The organism is Burkholderia sp. MSHR3999, assembly GCF_000833595.1.
Lineage (GTDB): Bacteria > Pseudomonadota > Gammaproteobacteria > Burkholderiales > Burkholderiaceae > Burkholderia > Burkholderia ubonensis.
In genome coordinates, this window is the sequence record NZ_JRFO01000002.1 from 394,706 (window position 1) to 410,515 (window position 15,810).

Annotated in this window: 11 protein-coding genes, 2 tRNA genes and 2 rRNA genes; 14 read left to right on the forward strand and 1 reads right to left on the reverse strand. The window is 64.9% G+C overall.

The annotated features are described in order from the left end of the window. Positions 1-201: 201 nt before the first annotated feature. The 3 genes from aroQ to KY49_RS12505 are packed head-to-tail and all read left to right on the forward strand — an operon-like array spanning position 202 to position 2,890. Positions 202-657, forward strand: a complete 456-nt coding sequence (gene aroQ / locus KY49_RS12495) for a type II 3-dehydroquinate dehydratase (protein WP_042584959.1) — start codon at positions 202-204, stop codon at positions 655-657. Continuing rightward, positions 654-1,508: a shikimate dehydrogenase gene (locus tag KY49_RS12500; protein WP_042584960.1), complete on the forward strand. Its 855-nt coding sequence runs from the start codon at positions 654-656 to the stop codon at positions 1,506-1,508. Before aroQ ends, KY49_RS12500 begins: the two co-directional genes overlap by 4 nt. Before the next feature lie 41 nt (positions 1,509-1,549). Further along, on the forward strand, positions 1,550-2,890 hold the full coding sequence (locus tag KY49_RS12505) for an MFS transporter (RefSeq protein ID WP_042584961.1): 1,341 nt from the start codon (positions 1,550-1,552) through the stop codon (positions 2,888-2,890). A gap of 61 nt (positions 2,891-2,951) precedes the next feature. Here the strand turns inward: KY49_RS12505 and KY49_RS12510 are convergent, their stop codons facing one another. Next, positions 2,952-4,070, reverse strand: a complete 1,119-nt coding sequence (locus KY49_RS12510; RefSeq protein WP_042584962.1) for a 2-aminoethylphosphonate--pyruvate transaminase — start codon at positions 4,068-4,070, stop codon at positions 2,952-2,954. A gap of 317 nt (positions 4,071-4,387) precedes the next feature. Between KY49_RS12510 and phnS the strand changes: the two genes are divergently transcribed. The 11 genes from phnS to KY49_RS12565 all read left to right on the forward strand — a co-directional run. Beyond that, entirely contained in the window at positions 4,388-5,479 is a 1,092-nt protein-coding gene (gene phnS, locus KY49_RS12515; RefSeq protein ID WP_042584963.1) for a 2-aminoethylphosphonate ABC transporter substrate-binding protein, read from the forward strand. Positions 5,480-5,519: 40 nt separating this feature from the next. After that, positions 5,520-6,623, forward strand: coding sequence for a 2-aminoethylphosphonate ABC transport system ATP-binding subunit PhnT (phnT, locus tag KY49_RS12520; protein WP_042584964.1), 1,104 nt, complete (start codon positions 5,520-5,522; stop codon positions 6,621-6,623). Beyond that, positions 6,601-7,524, forward strand: a complete 924-nt coding sequence (phnU, locus tag KY49_RS12525; protein WP_042584965.1) for a 2-aminoethylphosphonate ABC transporter permease subunit — start codon at positions 6,601-6,603, stop codon at positions 7,522-7,524. Before phnT ends, phnU begins: the two co-directional genes overlap by 23 nt. Continuing rightward, positions 7,514-8,374: a 2-aminoethylphosphonate ABC transport system, membrane component PhnV gene (phnV, locus tag KY49_RS12530; protein WP_042584966.1), complete on the forward strand. Its 861-nt coding sequence runs from the start codon at positions 7,514-7,516 to the stop codon at positions 8,372-8,374. The genes phnU and phnV overlap by 11 nt, the downstream gene beginning before the upstream one ends. Continuing rightward, complete coding sequence (gene phnA, locus KY49_RS12535; RefSeq protein WP_042584967.1) at positions 8,371-9,678, forward strand: phosphonoacetate hydrolase; 1,308 nt, start codon at positions 8,371-8,373, stop codon at positions 9,676-9,678. The genes phnV and phnA overlap by 4 nt, the downstream gene beginning before the upstream one ends. Continuing rightward, positions 9,675-11,129 carry a phosphonoacetaldehyde dehydrogenase gene (phnY, locus tag KY49_RS12540; protein ID WP_042584968.1) on the forward strand — a complete coding sequence of 485 codons (1,455 nt, stop codon included), beginning with the start codon at positions 9,675-9,677 and terminating at the stop codon, positions 11,127-11,129. Before phnA ends, phnY begins: the two co-directional genes overlap by 4 nt. Before the next feature lie 4 nt (positions 11,130-11,133). Beyond that, entirely contained in the window at positions 11,134-11,685 is a 552-nt protein-coding gene (locus tag KY49_RS12545; RefSeq protein ID WP_042584969.1) for a phosphonate degradation HD-domain oxygenase, read from the forward strand. 419 nt (positions 11,686-12,104) lie between these two features. Further along, positions 12,105-13,635 (forward strand): 16S ribosomal RNA (locus KY49_RS12550). Positions 13,636-13,698: 63 nt separating this feature from the next. Next, a tRNA-Ile gene (locus KY49_RS12555) sits at positions 13,699-13,775 on the forward strand. Between the two features lie 36 nt (positions 13,776-13,811). After that, positions 13,812-13,887 (forward strand) — tRNA-Ala (locus tag KY49_RS12560). Between the two features lie 278 nt (positions 13,888-14,165). Further along, a 23S ribosomal RNA gene (locus tag KY49_RS12565) occupies positions 14,166-15,810 on the forward strand; the annotation flags it as partial.

Here is a 15,810-nt window from a genome sequence, read left to right on the forward strand (position 1 = left end):
AACCAGTCGTGGAGTCATGGGGGCGCGCCATATCCCCAATTTACTAGGGTGATTGAGCGGATTATACAAACTAACTAGTTGGTACAAATTAGCGAAAACCCGAAAAGACTTTGCGTTTGCGCAAGCGCACACTAGCGTCGAATCTTGACGTGAGGAGGCGAAGTCGCGTAGTGATGAGCCCCCCTTTTCGGAGCAACTGACATGAGCAAGCGCAAGGTCCTGGTGCTGAACGGCCCGAACCTGAATCTGCTGGGGACGCGCGAACCCCACATCTACGGCGCGGAAACGCTCGCCGACGTCGAGCAGCGCTGCCGCGCCGCGGCGGATACGCTCGGGCTGGAGATCGACTTTCGCCAGTCGAACGCCGAGCACCAGCTGATCGACTGGCTGCACGCGGCGCGCCACGACACGGACGGCGTCGTGATCAACCCGGCCGCGTACACGCACACGTCGGTCGCGCTGGCCGATGCGCTGTCGGCGATCGCGAAGCCGGTGATCGAGGTCCACATCTCGAACGTGCACCGCCGCGAGCCGTTCCGCCACCACTCGTACGTGTCGGCGGTCGCCGAAGCCGTGATCTGCGGCTGCGGCACCGAAGGCTACGTGTTCGCGCTGCAGCGCATGTCCACCATTCTTTCGCAAGGAGCCGCGCGATGAGCCGCCCGTCCTTTCTGATCGGCCTGATCGGCCAGGGCATCGGCGGTTCGCTGTCGCCCGCGATGCATGAGGAAGAAGGATTCCGCCAGGGATTCGGCTATGTGTACCGGCGCATCGACCTCGACGTGCTCGGCCTGACCGTCGACGCGCTGCCGCAACTGCTCGCGGCTGCCGAGCAGATGGGATTTACGGGCCTGAACATCACGCATCCGTGCAAGCAGCGCGTGATCGAGCACCTCGACGCGCTGTCCGACGACGCGCGCGCGCTCGGCGCGGTCAACACCGTGCTGTTCAAGGACGGCAAGCGGATCGGCCACAACACCGACTGGTCGGGCTTCGCGAAGTCGTTCCGGCGCGGGCTGCCCGGCGCATCGCTCGAACGTGTCGTCCAGCTCGGCGCGGGCGGCGCGGGAGCCGCCGTCGCGCACGCGGCGCTGCAGATGGGCGCGGCCGAGCTGGCGATCTTCGACGTCGACGCGTCGCGCGCCCGCGCGCTCGCCGACGAGCTGCAGCAGCGCTTCCCCGCCGCGAAAGTGGCGCAGGGCGACGATCTCGCGAGCGCGATGCGCGCCGCGACCGGCCTGATCCACGCGACGCCGACCGGCATGGCGAAGCATCCGGGCCTGCCGCTGCCGGCCGAGCTGCTGCACGCGGGGATGTGGGTTGCCGACATCGTGTACTTCCCGCTCGAAACCGAGCTGATCCGGGTGGCGCGCGCGGCGGGCTGCGCGACGCTGCCGGGCGGCGGAATGGCGGTCTACCAGGCCGTCGACGCATTCGAGATCTTCACCGGACGCACGCCCGACGCCGAGCGGATGTTCGACCACTTTCAGGCGCTCGTTGCGCGCTGACCCTCGATAGATTCAGATAAAGACGAGACCAGGAGACGACCATGCAGCACACCACCCACACCAACCATGCGCCGGCGCGTCCGGCGCAGGCGGCCGGCACGGTCCGGCGCACGTCGGCGCGCTACAAGATTCTCGCGCTGCTCGCGATCGGCACGATGATCAACTACCTCGACCGCACCGTGCTGGGGGTGGCTGCGCCGCAGCTCACCAAGGAGCTCGGCATCAACGCGGCGGTGATGGGCATCATGTTCTCCGCGTTTTCGTGGACCTACGTCGCGATGCAGGTGCCGGGCGGCCTCTTTCTCGACCGCTTCGGCAGCAAGATCACCTATTACTGGTCGATGACGCTGTGGTCGCTGTGCACGCTGCTGCAGGGCTTCGTGCCCGGCGTCGCGACGCTGCTCGCGTGCCGCCTCGGCCTCGGCGTCACGGAAGCGCCGTGCTTCCCGACCAACAGCCGGGTGGTCGCGACTTGGTTCCCGCAGAACGAGCGCGCGATGGCGACCGGCACCTACACGGTCGGCGAGTACATCGGCCTCGCGTTCTTCAGCCCGATGCTGTTCGCGCTGATGGGCGCGTTCGGCTGGCGTTCGCTGTTCTGGGTCGTCGGCGGCGTCGGCATCGCGTTCGGTCTCGTCTGGTGGAAGCTCTATCACGAGCCGCACAACCATCCGGGCGCGAACAAGGAGGAGATCGAGTACATCGAAGCGGGCGGCGGCCTCGCGCACGGCGCGAAAAAGAACGACCGGCCCGTGCAGGCGAAATTCAGCTGGCGCATGGCGGGCCAGCTGCTGAAGAAGCGCCAGCTCGCCGGCATCTGCCTCGGCCAGTTCGCGGGCAACTCGACGCTCGTGTTCTTCCTGACCTGGTTCCCGACCTATCTCGCGACCGAGCGCCACATGGGCTGGCTGAAGATCGGCTTCTTCGCGGTGATGCCGTTCATCGCCGCGTCGGTCGGCGTGATGTTCGGTGGGATCTTCTCCGACTGGCTGCTGCGCCGCGGCAAGTCCGCGAACCTCGCGCGCAAGCTGCCGATCATCGCGGGCCTGCTGCTTGCGTCGACGATCATTCTCGCGAACTATGTGCAGAGCAACGAAGCCGTGATCGCGATCATGTCGGTCGCGTTCTTCGCGCAGGGGATGGCCGCGCTCGGCTGGACGCTCGTGTCCGACATCGCGCCGGACGGCCTGCTCGGCGTGACGGGCGGCATCTTCAACTTCGCGGCGAACCTCGCCGGCATCATCACGCCGCTTGTCGTCGGCTTCATCGTCGCGTCGACCGGCTCGTTCGTCGGCGCGCTGATGTTCATCGGCGTGATCGCGCTGATCGGCGCGGCGTCGTACATCTTCGTCGTCGGCGACATCAAGCGGATCGTGCTGTAACGCAGTCACGCGGCGGCAGGACCTCGGGCCCGGCGGGAGCAACCCGCCGGGCCTTTTTCATTCATGACGCGCGGCGCAGCGCGATGCCGAGCGTCTCGATCGCATGCGCGATCGCGGCGACCGCGCGCCGGACGTCGTCGGCGTCGATCGCGCCGATGCAGCCGACGCGGAACGTCTCCAGCTGCGTGAGCTTGCCCGGATAGAGGATGAAGCCGGCGTCGCGCACCGTGTCGTAGAAGCGCTTGAAGTCGTATGCCGGATCGTCCGGCGCATGGAACGTCACGATCACCGGCGCCTGTACGCGCGCGTCGAGGAACGGCTCGAAGCCCAGCGCACGCATCGCGTCGACCAGCGTCCGGCAGTTCGACGCATAGCGCGCGCCGCGCGCGGGCTGGCCGCCTTCGGCGAGAAACTGGTCGAGCGCCACGCGCAGCGCGGCGGCCACGTGCGTCGGCGGCGTGAAGCGCCACTGGCCGGTCTTGCGCAGGTACGCGTACTGGTCGTGCAGGTCGAGCGCGAGCGACGGCGAGCGGCCTTCGCAGGCGTCCAGCGCGTCGCGCCGCACGATCACGAACCCCATCCCCGGCACGCCTTCCAGGCATTTGCCGCTGGCCGAGACCAGCGCGTCGACGCCGCTGCCGTCGAGCGTGATCGGCAGCGCGCCGAACGAGCTCATCGCATCGACGATCAGCCGCTTGCCATGCCGCCGGCAGCACGCGGCGATCTCGTCGAGTGGATTCAGGATGCCGGCGCTCGTCTCGAGATGCACCAGCGCGACGTGGCTGATGCGCGGGTCGCGCGCGAACGCCGCCTCGATCGCCGCGGGATCGGCCGCGGACGCCTCGCCGAACGGCAGCGCGATCGCCTCGATCCCGAGCCGGCCGAGGATCTTCAGGATGCGCGCGCAATACGCGCCGTTGTCCGGCACGAGCACGACGCCGTCGCGCGGCACCAGCGTGCCGAGCGCGGCTTCGACCGCGAACGTGCCGCTGCCCTGCATCGGCACGCACACGTATTCGGCGCCGCCGCGGGCGATGCCGACGAGGTCGGCGCACACGCTTTCGGTCAGGCGATTGAACGCGGCATCCCACGAGCCCCAGTCGCGCTGCATCGCGTCGCGCGTCGCGGCGGACGTGGTGAGCGGGCCGGGGGTGAGCAGGATCGGGGCGGTGGCGGACATCGGTTTTTCTCCAGCACGGGTCGGATGAAACGCCGGGTGGCGTTTCCGGGTGACGGCCATCTTAGTGGCAAATTATGTCATTTTGTGGAATTTTGGGCGGTCGTCACGGGCTTGTCATCGAACGCTGTGATCCTTCGCTTGCCGCACGAAACCGCATCGGTCCAGCACCGGTCGGGCGGCGACGAGGCGGGCCCGCTGGCGGTTCGCCCCCCAATTACTGCTCTGCATGGGGCCAGAGTAAGCGCTGAAGCGCCAACTCTGGCCGACAGAGCCGGTCGTGCCCCGGCCGTTTGGTGTTCCGTCTACGGAGAAGTGAGATGACACTGCAGAATTCCTCGCGCGCCGCTGCCGGCGCGTTCCGCAAGCTCGCGCTGGCTGCCTGCGCCGCCGGCCTGCTGCAAGGTGCCGCGCTGCCGGCGCACGCGGCGAACGCGGTCGTGCTGTACACGGCGGACGGCCTGGAAAACCTCTACCGCGACGTGCTGCCGGCCTTCGAGAAGAAGGAAGGCGTGAAGGTCAACATCGTCACGGCGGGCAGCGGCGAAGTCGTCAACCGCGCGAACATCGAGAAGAATTCGCCGAAGGCGGACGTGATCGTCACGCTGCCGCCGTTCATCCAGCAAGCCGGCCAGATGGGCCTGCTGCAGCCGTACCAGAGCGTCAACTACAAGAACGTGCCGGCGATCGCGAAGGCGGAAGACGGCAGCTGGGCGACGTTCGTGAACAACTATTTCTCGTTCGCGATCAACCCCGAAGTCGTCAAGCAGCAGCCGAAGACGTTCGCCGACCTGCTGTCGCCGAACTACGCGGGCAAGGTCGCGTACTCGAACCCGGCCACGGCCGGCGACGGGATGGCGGTGCTGATCCTGACGACCACGCTGATGGGCGAGGACAAGGCGTTCGACTATCTCGCGAAGCTGTCGCAGAGCGTGAAGTTCCACACGAAGGGCACGGGCTACCTGAACGTGCTGCTGTCGCGCAACGAGATCAGCTTCGCCAACGGCGACCTGCAGATGGATCTCGACGACGCCGAGCACGGCGGCCTGTCGATCAAGCCGATCTTCCTCGCGGCGAAGGACGGCGACCCGCCGACGACGTTCCAGCTCCCGTACGGCATCGGCCTGATCAAGAGCGGCCCGAACCAGGACGCGGGCAAGAAGCTGATCGACTACCTGATGTCGACGGAAGTGCAGGCGAAGGTGCCGGACATGTACGGCATCCCGGGCCGCACCGACGTGCCGCTCGCCGGCAAGAACGGCGAGGCGGTCAAGCGCGCGATCGCGGGCGTGAAGCTGATCCCGGTCGACTGGAGCCAGGTGATGGCGAAGAAGCCGGTGTGGCTGGAGCGCTGGAAGAAGGACGTGATCGGCAGCTCGGGCAAGCAGACCGAAGTCGTCAAGCCGAAGTGACCGGCGCACGCCGCGAGCAATTCCGCCTGCAATTGAAAGGATGAAACCGGTGGATACCGCCATGACCCATCCCGGCGCATTCGGCGCCGCCGAGCCGCGCGCGACGCTGCGGTCCGGCGCGCCGGGCGGCATGCAGATCGAGCACCTGAGCGTGCGCTACGGCGCGCGCACGGTGCTGGACGATCTGACGCTGTCGATCGGCGCCGGCGAATTTCTGACCGTGCTCGGCAAGAGCGGCTGCGGCAAGACCACGCTGCTGCGCTTCATCGCCGGGTTCGTGAAGGCCGACGGCCTGACCGGCACGCTGAGCGTCGCCGGGCGCGACCTGACCTATGCGCCGCCGCACAAGCGCAACCTCGGTCTGCTGTTCCAGAACTACGCGTTGTTCCCGCACCTGTCGGTGTTCGAGAACGTCGCATTCGGCCTGCGCGCGCGACGGATGTCGTCGGCCGAGGTGACGCGCCGCGTCGCCGACGCGCTGAAGCTCGTCCAGCTCGGCGACGCCGGCCACCACCTGCCGGCGCAACTGTCGGGCGGGATGCAGCAGCGCGTCGCGCTCGCCCGCGCGCTCGTGATCGAGCCCGACGTGCTGCTGCTCGACGAGCCGCTGTCCGCGCTCGACGCGAACCTGCGCGCGTCGGTGCGCAGCGAGCTGAAGGCGCTGCACGAGCGCCTGCCGAACCTGACCGTCGTGTGCGTGACGCACGACCGCGACGATGCGCTGGTGCTGTCCGACCGCGCGCTACTGATGCGCGACGGCCACGTCGCGCAGCTCGGCACGCCGCAGCAGCTTTACGACACGCCACGCAACGGCTACGTCGCGCGCTACCTGGGCCCGGCGAACCTGCTGCCGCCGCGCGTGATCTTCCCGCTCGGCGATCCGCGCCACGACGTGCGCGACAGGGTCGCGTGCGTGCGTCCCGAGCAATTGACCGTCAGGCCGCTTGCGGCGGGCGGGCTGCACGGCACGGTCGCATCGGTCGAATGGCAGGGCGCGGAGCTGTCGATCGCGGTCGTGGTCGACGCGGCGCCGGAAGAGCCGGTGCGCGTGACGATGCAGCGCGGCCGCGGCGCGGCGCCCGAGCGCGGCGCGCGTGTTTCCCTGCATTGCGAGGCAGACGATGTCGTCCTTATCGAGCCCTGACGCCGCGCTGTCGCCAAAGGCGCTCGCGTCGGCCGCCGCCCATGCCGCCGCCGCGAAGCGCCGCCGGCGCGCCGGCGACTGGCACCTGATCCTGCTCGCGGTCGTCGTGCTCGGCCCGCTCGTCGTCTATCCGCTCGTGCGGCTCGTGCTGCTGAGCCTGACCGGCGATCACGGGCTGAGCTTCGCCGCGTACCGGAACTTCTTCGGCAATCCGGACGCGCGCAACGTGCTGCTGACGACGCTCGGCGTGCTGTTCGCGAGCGCCGGCACCGCGTCGGTGCTCGGCGTGCTGCTGGCCGCGCTGCTGTTCTTCCGGCCGTTTCCGGGCGCGTCGCTCGTCACGCGCTTCCTGGAGCTGTACGTCGCGTTTCCTTCGTTTCTCGTCGCGTTCACGCTGATCTTCCTGTACGGCTCGCAGGGCTCGGTCAGCATCGCGCTGCAGCAGGCGTTCCATCTCGACCAGCCGCCGCTCGATTTCCTGTTCGGCTTCGGCGGCGTGATCCTCGCGCAGACCGTGTTCTACACGCCGTTCGTCGTGCGGCCGACGCTCGCGTCGTTCGCGACGCTCGACCTGCGCCTGATCGAAGCGGCGCGCAGCCTCGGCGCGTCGGGCTGGATGCTCGCGCGGCGCGTCGTGCTGCCGATCGCGTGGCCCGGGATCGCGGCCGGCACCGTGCTGTGCTTCCTGCTGACGCTGAACGAATTCGGCATTCTGCTCGTGCTCGGCAGCGCAAAGCTCGTCACGCTGCCGGTCGCGATCTACAGCAGCGCGACCGTCGATCTCGACCTGCCGACCGCGTCGGCCGGCGCGGTCGCGATGCTCGCGCTGTCGCTGGCGCTGTATGCGGTCTATCGCCGGGTGAACCGGCGCGCAACGGGAGGGACGCGCGATGTCCGCTGAATATCGTATCGGGCAGGCCGTGCCGCGCCACGAACCGGGCTGGAGCGACACGCTGCTCAAGCATGCGTCGCGCGTCGCGCTGGCGCTCGCCGCGTTCGCGTGCTTCTGGCTGTTCGTGCTGCCGGTGATCGTCGTCGCGCTGTCGAGCGTGTCGAGCCGCTGGTCCGGCACGATCCTGCCGGCCGGCTACAGCCTGCGCTGGTTCGAGCAGCTCGGTTCGCAGGAATACGGCGCGCTCGCGACGAGCCTCGAGATCGGCTTCGGGGTCGCCGTGATCGGCACGGCCCTCGGCCTGTGGCTCGCGCTCGCGCTCGAAGGGCGCGACCGGCGCGGCGTCGGCGCGCTCGTCGACGCGCTCGTGATGGTGCCCAACGGCGTGCCGAGCGTCGTGCTCGGGCTCGCGGTGCTGATCGCCTATCACCAGAAGCCGGTCGATCTGTCGAGTTCGGCGGCGATCGTCGTGCTCGTGCAGCTCACGCTGATCTTGCCGTTCTGCTATCGCTGCGCGGCAGCGGCGCTGCGCCCGGAGCTGACGGTGCTGCGCGAGGCCGCGGCCAGCCTCGGCGCGCCGCCCGCGATGGTGCTGCGGCGCGTGCTGCTGCCGCAGCTCGTGCCCGCGCTGCGCGCGAGCCTCGCGCTCGGCTTCGCGCTGTCGCTCGGCGAGCTCGGCGCGACGCTGACGGTTTATCCGCCCGGCTTCGCCACCGTGCCGATCGTCGTGATCGGCCAGGTGGAGCGCGGCTATTACCTGCCGGCGTCGGCGCTGTCGCTGCTGATGCTCGGCGCATCGCTCGCGGCGCTGCTGCTGATTGCCGCCCGCGTGCCGGGCGGCCGGCGGGTGGCGCGATGAACGCCGCGTTCGCATTGCGGTCGCCCGGCGACGCGCAGGCCGCCGGGACGTCGACGGGCCTGCCGGACCAGTCCGTCGACGTCAACGGCCGCCGCTACCGGCTGCCGGCCGTGCCGACCGTCGTCGTGTGCGTCGACGGCTGCGAATACGACTATCTCGAGCACGCGGTCGACGCGGGCGTCGCGCCGTTCATCGGCCGGATGTTCGCGGAAGGCACTGCGTGGCGCGCCGATTGCGTCGTGCCGACCTTCACCAACCCGAACAACCTGTCGATCGTCTGCGGCGCGCCGCCGTCGGTGCATGGCATCTGCGGCAACTACTTCTGGGACCCGGACGCCGACGGCGGACGCGGCGCCGAGGTGATGATGAACGACCCGGCCTACCTGCGGGCGGGCACGCTGCTCGCCGCGGCGTCCGACGCCGGCGCGCGGGTGGCGGTCGTGACCGCGAAGGACAAGCTGCGCCGCCTGCTCGGCTGGCGGATGCGCGGCATCTGCTTCTCCGCGGAGAAGGCGGCACAGGCGAATCTCGCGGAAAACGGCATCGTCGACGTGCTCGACTGGGTCGGGCTGCCGTCGCCGGACGTCTATAGCGCGGCGCTGTCCGAATTCGTGTTCGCGGCCGGCGTGCGGCTCGCGCAGACGCGCCAGGTCGACCTGATGTATCTGTCGACCACCGACTACGTGCAGCACAAGTGCGCGCCCGGCAGCCCCGGCGCGAACGCGTTCTGCGCGATGATGGACCGCTATCTCGCGCAGCTCGATGCGCTCGGCTGGGTGATCGGGCTGACCGCCGACCACGGGATGAACGCGAAGCACGATCCGGCGACGGGCCGGCCGAACGTCGTCTATCTGCAGGATGCGCTCGACGGCTGGTTCGGCGTGCAGGCCGCGCGGGTGATCCTGCCGATCACCGATCCTTGCGTCGTGCACCACGGCGCGCTCGGCTCGTTCGCGACCGTCTATCTGGCGGCGGGCGTCGACCGGACGGACGCGATGTGGCGCATCGGCGGGCTCGACGGCGTCGAGCTCGTGCTCGACAACGCGGAAGCCGCGGCGCGCTTCGAGCTGCCGGCGGACCGGATCGGCGATCTGGCCGTGATCGCCCGGCGCGACATGACGCTCGGCACGCGCGAGCGCGAACACGACCTGTCCGGGCTGACCGTGCCGCTGCGCTCGCATGGCGGCGTGTCGGAGCAGGAAGTGCCGCTGCTGTTCAACCGTCGCATCGAGCGCGACGATCCCGCGCGTCGTCCGCGGAATTTCGACGTATTCGATTTCGCGCTGAACCGGATCGCATCATGACTTCCCCTGTTCGGCGGGACCATCCGGCATTCCGTGCCGAGGCATTGCGCTGGTGCGGCGCTCGCGCGGCACGCGAGCGGACCTTCGACGTCACCGATCCCTATACCGGCCTGCGCGTCGGCACGGCGCCGCTCGCGAGCGTCGACGACGTGCGCGCCGCGTTCGATTACGCGATGGCTTACCGGCCGGTGCTCACGCGCTATGAGCGTTCGCAGATCCTCGAACGGGCGGCCGCGCTGCTGCGCGAGCGCACCGAGGAGGCGTCGGACCTGATCACGCTCGAATCCGGCCTGTCGAAGCAGGATTCGCGCTACGAGATCGGCCGTGTCGCGGACGTGCTGAAGTTCGCGTCGGTCGAGGCGCTGCGCGACGACGCGCAGAGCTTCTCGTGCGACCTGACGCCTCACGGCAAGGCGCGCCGGGTGTTTTCGCAGCGCCAGCCGCTCGACGGGGTGATCGTCGCGATCACGCCGTTCAATCATCCGATGAACCAGGTTGCGCACAAGGTCGCGCCGGCGGTCGCGACCAACAACCGGGTGATCGTGAAGCCGTCCGAGAAGGTGCCGCTGTCGGCGTTCTATCTGGCGGATCTGCTCCATGAGGCCGGACTGCCCGAACCGATGCTGCAGGTCGTGACCGGCGATCCGCGAGAGATCGCGGACGAACTGGTGACGCACCCGCACGCGTCGCTGATCACGTTTACCGGCGGCGTGGCGATCGGCAAGGCGATTGCCGCGAAGGCCGGTTACCGGCGCGTCGTGCTCGAGCTGGGCGGCAACGATCCGCTGATCGTCCTCGGCGACGCCGATCTCGACCGCGCGGCGTTGCTCGCGGTGCAGGGCTCGTACCGGAATTCCGGCCAGCGCTGCACGGCGGTCAAGCGCATCCTGGTCCAGCGTTCGGTCGCGCCGGCGTTCACCGAGCGATTGGTAGAGAAGACGCGCACGTGGTCGTACGGCGACCCGTTCGACCCGGCGAACGAGATGGGCACGGTGATCGACGAAGCGGCGGCGCGCCTGTTCGAGGCGCGCGTCGACGAGGCGGTCGCGCAGGGCGCGCGACTGCTGACCGGGAATGTCCGCCGCGGCGCGCTGTATGCGCCGACCGTGCTCGATCGCGTCGATCCGGCGATGGCGCTGGTGCGCGAGGAGACGTTCGGCCCGGTGTCGCCGGTCATCGCGTTCGACACGATCGACGACGCGATCCGGATCAGCAACGGCACGGCGTTCGGGCTGTCGTCGGGCGTCTGCACCGACAGCACGGAAGCGGTCGTGCGGTTCGTGAACGAATTGAACGTCGGCACCGTGAACGTCTGGGAGGTGCCGGGCTACCGGATCGAGCTGACGCCGTTCGGCGGGATCAAGGATTCGGGATTGGGCTACAAGGAAGGGGTGCAGGAGGCGATGAAGAGCTTCACGAACCTGAAGACCTTCTCGTTGCCGTGGGGATGACGGAATGGCGTTGACGCTTGAAGAGATTCGCGGCCTGTACCGCGAGCATGGCCATGTGGCCTATAGCGGGGAGCCGGTCACGCAGCTCGAGCATGCGCTGCAGAGCGGCTTGCTGGCGGAGGGGGCAGGCGCGGACGACGCGCTGGTCGCGGCGGCGTTCCTGCACGACCTTGGGCATCTGCTGAACCGTCAGGGGGAGACGCCGAGCGCGCGCGGCATCGACGATCTCCATCAATATTACGTATTGCCGTTCCTGCGGCCGCTGTTGCCGGACGCGGTGCTCGAGCCGATCCGGCTGCATGTCGATGCCAAGCGCTGCCTGTGCCGGACGGATGCCGGCTACTTCGAGAGCCTGTCGCCGGACTCGGTGCGCAGCCTCGCATTGCAGGGTGGGGTCTTCAGCGAAGAGGAGGCCGCGGCGTTCTTGCGGCGCCCGTTTGCGGAGGACGCGCTGCGCCTGCGCCGCTGGGACGATATGGCGAAGGTGGAAGGGAGAGCGACGCCGGATCTCGATCACTATATGGAGATCGTCGCGCGCCAGATGCGCAGGGCCTGACGGGGCCTTAAATTTATTTCACGCAACCCCTTGCGCTTGGTGCGGGAGGTGCCTAGAATCACGCCTCTTTCGCGCTGACGGCAACGCGGCGCGGAAGGGGGAGGGCAGATGAACCCCGCAGTCGCAACGAGCTAGTAAAAAAGTTGTTGACGAACTGCGAAACAGTGTTCATAATCTCTCTTCTCTGCTGCTGACAACGCAGCGCTGCCGGGAAAGACGGTTTTCTCGCAGAAACGTTCTTTAAAAATTAACAGCCGATAAGTGTGGGCGCTTGATGACAGCGAGCCGATCGTCAGATCGGATTGGCAAAAGTATCAAGAGTCTCACACTAAAGTAAGTCAGGTTTATGAAGCAATTCATATTCCTGTCAGCTTTGAGTGAGCGACCGGTTCTACGGAACCGAAAACAGTAACAGGTTTGAACTGAAGAGTTTGATCCTGGCTCAGATTGAACGCTGGCGGCATGCCTTACACATGCAAGTCGAACGGCAGCACGGGCTTCGGCCTGGTGGCGAGTGGCGAACGGGTGAGTAATACATCGGAACATGTCCTGTAGTGGGGGATAGCCCGGCGAAAGCCGGATTAATACCGCATACGATCCACGGATGAAAGCGGGGGACCTTCGGGCCTCGCGCTATAGGGTTGGCCGATGGCTGATTAGCTAGTTGGTGGGGTAAAGGCCTACCAAGGCGACGATCAGTAGCTGGTCTGAGAGGACGACCAGCCACACTGGGACTGAGACACGGCCCAGACTCCTACGGGAGGCAGCAGTGGGGAATTTTGGACAATGGGCGCAAGCCTGATCCAGCAATGCCGCGTGTGTGAAGAAGGCCTTCGGGTTGTAAAGCACTTTTGTCCGGAAAGAAATCCCTGGTCCTAATACGATCGGGGGATGACGGTACCGGAAGAATAAGCACCGGCTAACTACGTGCCAGCAGCCGCGGTAATACGTAGGGTGCGAGCGTTAATCGGAATTACTGGGCGTAAAGCGTGCGCAGGCGGTTCGCTAAGACCGATGTGAAATCCCCGGGCTCAACCTGGGAACTGCATTGGTGACTGGCGGGCTAGAGTATGGCAGAGGGGGGTAGAATTCCACGTGTAGCAGTGAAATGCGTAGAGATGTGGAGGAATACCGATGGCGAAGGCAGCCCCCTGGGCCAATACTGACGCTCATGCACGAAAGCGTGGGGAGCAAACAGGATTAGATACCCTGGTAGTCCACGCCCTAAACGATGTCAACTAGTTGTTGGGGATTCATTTCCTTAGTAACGTAGCTAACGCGTGAAGTTGACCGCCTGGGGAGTACGGTCGCAAGATTAAAACTCAAAGGAATTGACGGGGACCCGCACAAGCGGTGGATGATGTGGATTAATTCGATGCAACGCGAAAAACCTTACCTACCCTTGACATGGTCGGAATCCTGAAGAGATTCGGGAGTGCTCGAAAGAGAACCGGCGCACAGGTGCTGCATGGCTGTCGTCAGCTCGTGTCGTGAGATGTTGGGTTAAGTCCCGCAACGAGCGCAACCCTTGTCCTTAGTTGCTACGCAAGAGCACTCTAAGGAGACTGCCGGTGACAAACCGGAGGAAGGTGGGGATGACGTCAAGTCCTCATGGCCCTTATGGGTAGGGCTTCACACGTCATACAATGGTCGGAACAGAGGGTCGCCAACCCGCGAGGGGGAGCCAATCCCAGAAAACCGATCGTAGTCCGGATTGCACTCTGCAACTCGAGTGCATGAAGCTGGAATCGCTAGTAATCGCGGATCAGCATGCCGCGGTGAATACGTTCCCGGGTCTTGTACACACCGCCCGTCACACCATGGGAGTGGGTTTTACCAGAAGTGGCTAGTCTAACCGCAAGGAGGACGGTCACCACGGTAGGATTCATGACTGGGGTGAAGTCGTAACAAGGTAGCCGTATCGGAAGGTGCGGCTGGATCACCTCCTTTCCAGAGCTATCTCGCACAAGTTGAGCGCTCACGCTTATCGGCTGTAAATCAGGACAGACTCAGGGGTCTGTAGCTCAGTCGGTTAGAGCACCGTCTTGATAAGGCGGGGGTCGTTGGTTCGAATCCAACCAGACCCACCAATTGTCTGGCGGAAGTACCCTGGGAAGTCTCTGTATGGGGGCATAGCTCAGCTGGGAGAGCACCTGCTTTGCAAGCAGGGGGTCGTCGGTTCGATCCCGTCTGCCTCCACCACAATCTTCAATGACAAGCGTTCGACTTGATCGAACTTTTGCCATTGGCGATTGAGCCAGTCAGAGTGATATGAGTAACACCATATCGGCTGTCGTTCTTTAACAATCTGGAAGAAGCAAGTAATTTGGATAGCGGAAGCGTCTTTGAGATGGACGTGGAAACTATCCGGGTTGTGATTGTATCGATGTATCTCAAGATGATTCGAACTTCATGTTCGGCTCAATTGGAATACGGCACAACGCGAGAACTCAACCTGTAACGAGACAGACTCGTTATAGGGTCAAGCGAACAAGTGCATGTGGTGGATGCCTTGGCGATCACAGGCGATGAAGGACGCGGTAGCCTGCGAAAAGCTACGGGGAGCTGGCAAACGAGCTTTGATCCGTAGATGTCCGAATGGGGAAACCCACTCCTTATGGAGTATCCATGGCTGAATACATAGGCCATGTGAAGCGAACGCGGTGAACTGAAACATCTAAGTAACCGCAGGAAAAGAAATCAACCGAGATTCCCAAAGTAGTGGCGAGCGAAATGGGATGAGCCTTGCACTCTTTATTTGTATTGTTAGCCGAACGCTCTGGAAAGTGCGGCCATAGCAGGTGATAGCCCTGTAGGCGAAAACAGTATGAAAGAACTAGGTGTGCGACAAGTAGGGCGGGACACGTGAAATCCTGTCTGAAGATGGGGGGACCATCCTCCAAGGCTAAATACTCGTGATCGACCGATAGTGAACCAGTACCGTGAGGGAAAGGCGAAAAGAACCCCGGGAGGGGAGTGAAATAGATCCTGAAACCGCATGCATACAAACAGTCGGAGCCTCGTAAGGGGTGACGGCGTACCTTTTGTATAATGGGTCAGCGACTTACGTTCAGTAGCAAGCTTAACCGTATAGGGCAGGCGTAGCGAAAGCGAGTCCGAATAGGGCGTTCAGTTGCTGGGCGTAGACCCGAAACCAGGTGATCTATCCATGGCCAGGATGAAGGTGCGGTAACACGTACTGGAGGTCCGAACCCACTAACGTTGAAAAGTTAGGGGATGAGCTGTGGATAGGGGTGAAAGGCTAAACAAACCTGGAAATAGCTGGTTCTCTCCGAAAACTATTTAGGTAGTGCCTCGTGTCTCACCTTCGGGGGTAGAGCACTGTCATGGTTGGGGGGTCTATTGCAGATTACCCCGCCATAGCAAACTCCGAATACCGAAGAGTGCAATCACGGGAGACAGACATCGGGTGCTAACGTCCGGTGTCAAGAGGGAAACAACCCAGACCGCCAGCTAAGGTCCCCAAATATGGCTAAGTGGGAAACGAAGTGGGAAGGCTAAAACAGTCAGGAGGTTGGCTTAGAAGCAGCCACCCTTTAAAGAAAGCGTAATAGCTCACTGATCGAGTCGTCCTGCGCGGAAGATGTAACGGGGCTAAGCCATATACCGAAGCTGCGGATGCGAGCTAGTCTCGCATGGTAGGAGAGCGTTCCGTAAGCCTGCGAAGGTGCCTTGTAAAGGGTGCTGGAGGTATCGGAAGTGCGAATGCTGACATGAGTAGCGATAAAGGGGGTGAAAGGCCCCCTCGCCGTAAGCCCAAGGTTTCCTACGCAACGTTCATCGGCGTAGGGTGAGTCGGCCCCTAAGGCGAGGCAGAAATGCGTAGCTGATGGGAAGCAGGTCAATATTCCTGCACCGTCGTTAGATGCGATGGGGGACGGATCGCGGAAGGTTGTCCGGGTGTTGGAAGTCCCGGTCGCTGCATTGGAGAAGGCGCTTAGGCAAATCCGGGCGCAGGATTCAAGGGTGTGGCGCGAGCTCCCTCGGGAGCGAAGCAATTGGAAGTGGTTCCAAGAAAAGGCCTCTAAGCTTCAGTCTAACGATGACCGTACCGCAAACCCGACACAGGTGGGCGAGATGAGTATTCTAAGGCGCTTGAGAGAA

Bases quoted from the DNA above. Each gene is read 5' to 3' on its own strand.
- aroQ (WP_042584959.1), top strand. From the start codon at position 202: ATGAGCAAGCGCAAGGTCCTGGTGCTGAACGGCCCGAACCTGAATCTG.
- KY49_RS12500 (WP_042584960.1), top strand. From the start codon at position 654: ATGAGCCGCCCGTCCTTTCTGATCGGCCTGATCGGCCAGGGCATCGGC.
- KY49_RS12505 (WP_042584961.1), top strand. From the start codon at position 1,550: ATGCAGCACACCACCCACACCAACCATGCGCCGGCGCGTCCGGCGCAG.
- KY49_RS12510 (WP_042584962.1), bottom strand. From the start codon at position 4,070: ATGTCCGCCACCGCCCCGATCCTGCTCACCCCCGGCCCGCTCACCACG.
- phnS (WP_042584963.1), top strand. From the start codon at position 4,388: ATGACACTGCAGAATTCCTCGCGCGCCGCTGCCGGCGCGTTCCGCAAG.
- phnT (WP_042584964.1), top strand. From the start codon at position 5,520: ATGAAACCGGTGGATACCGCCATGACCCATCCCGGCGCATTCGGCGCC.
- phnU (WP_042584965.1), top strand. From the start codon at position 6,601: ATGTCGTCCTTATCGAGCCCTGACGCCGCGCTGTCGCCAAAGGCGCTC.
- phnV (WP_042584966.1), top strand. From the start codon at position 7,514: ATGTCCGCTGAATATCGTATCGGGCAGGCCGTGCCGCGCCACGAACCG.
- phnA (WP_042584967.1), top strand. From the start codon at position 8,371: ATGAACGCCGCGTTCGCATTGCGGTCGCCCGGCGACGCGCAGGCCGCC.
- phnY (WP_042584968.1), top strand. From the start codon at position 9,675: ATGACTTCCCCTGTTCGGCGGGACCATCCGGCATTCCGTGCCGAGGCA.
- KY49_RS12545 (WP_042584969.1), top strand. From the start codon at position 11,134: ATGGCGTTGACGCTTGAAGAGATTCGCGGCCTGTACCGCGAGCATGGC.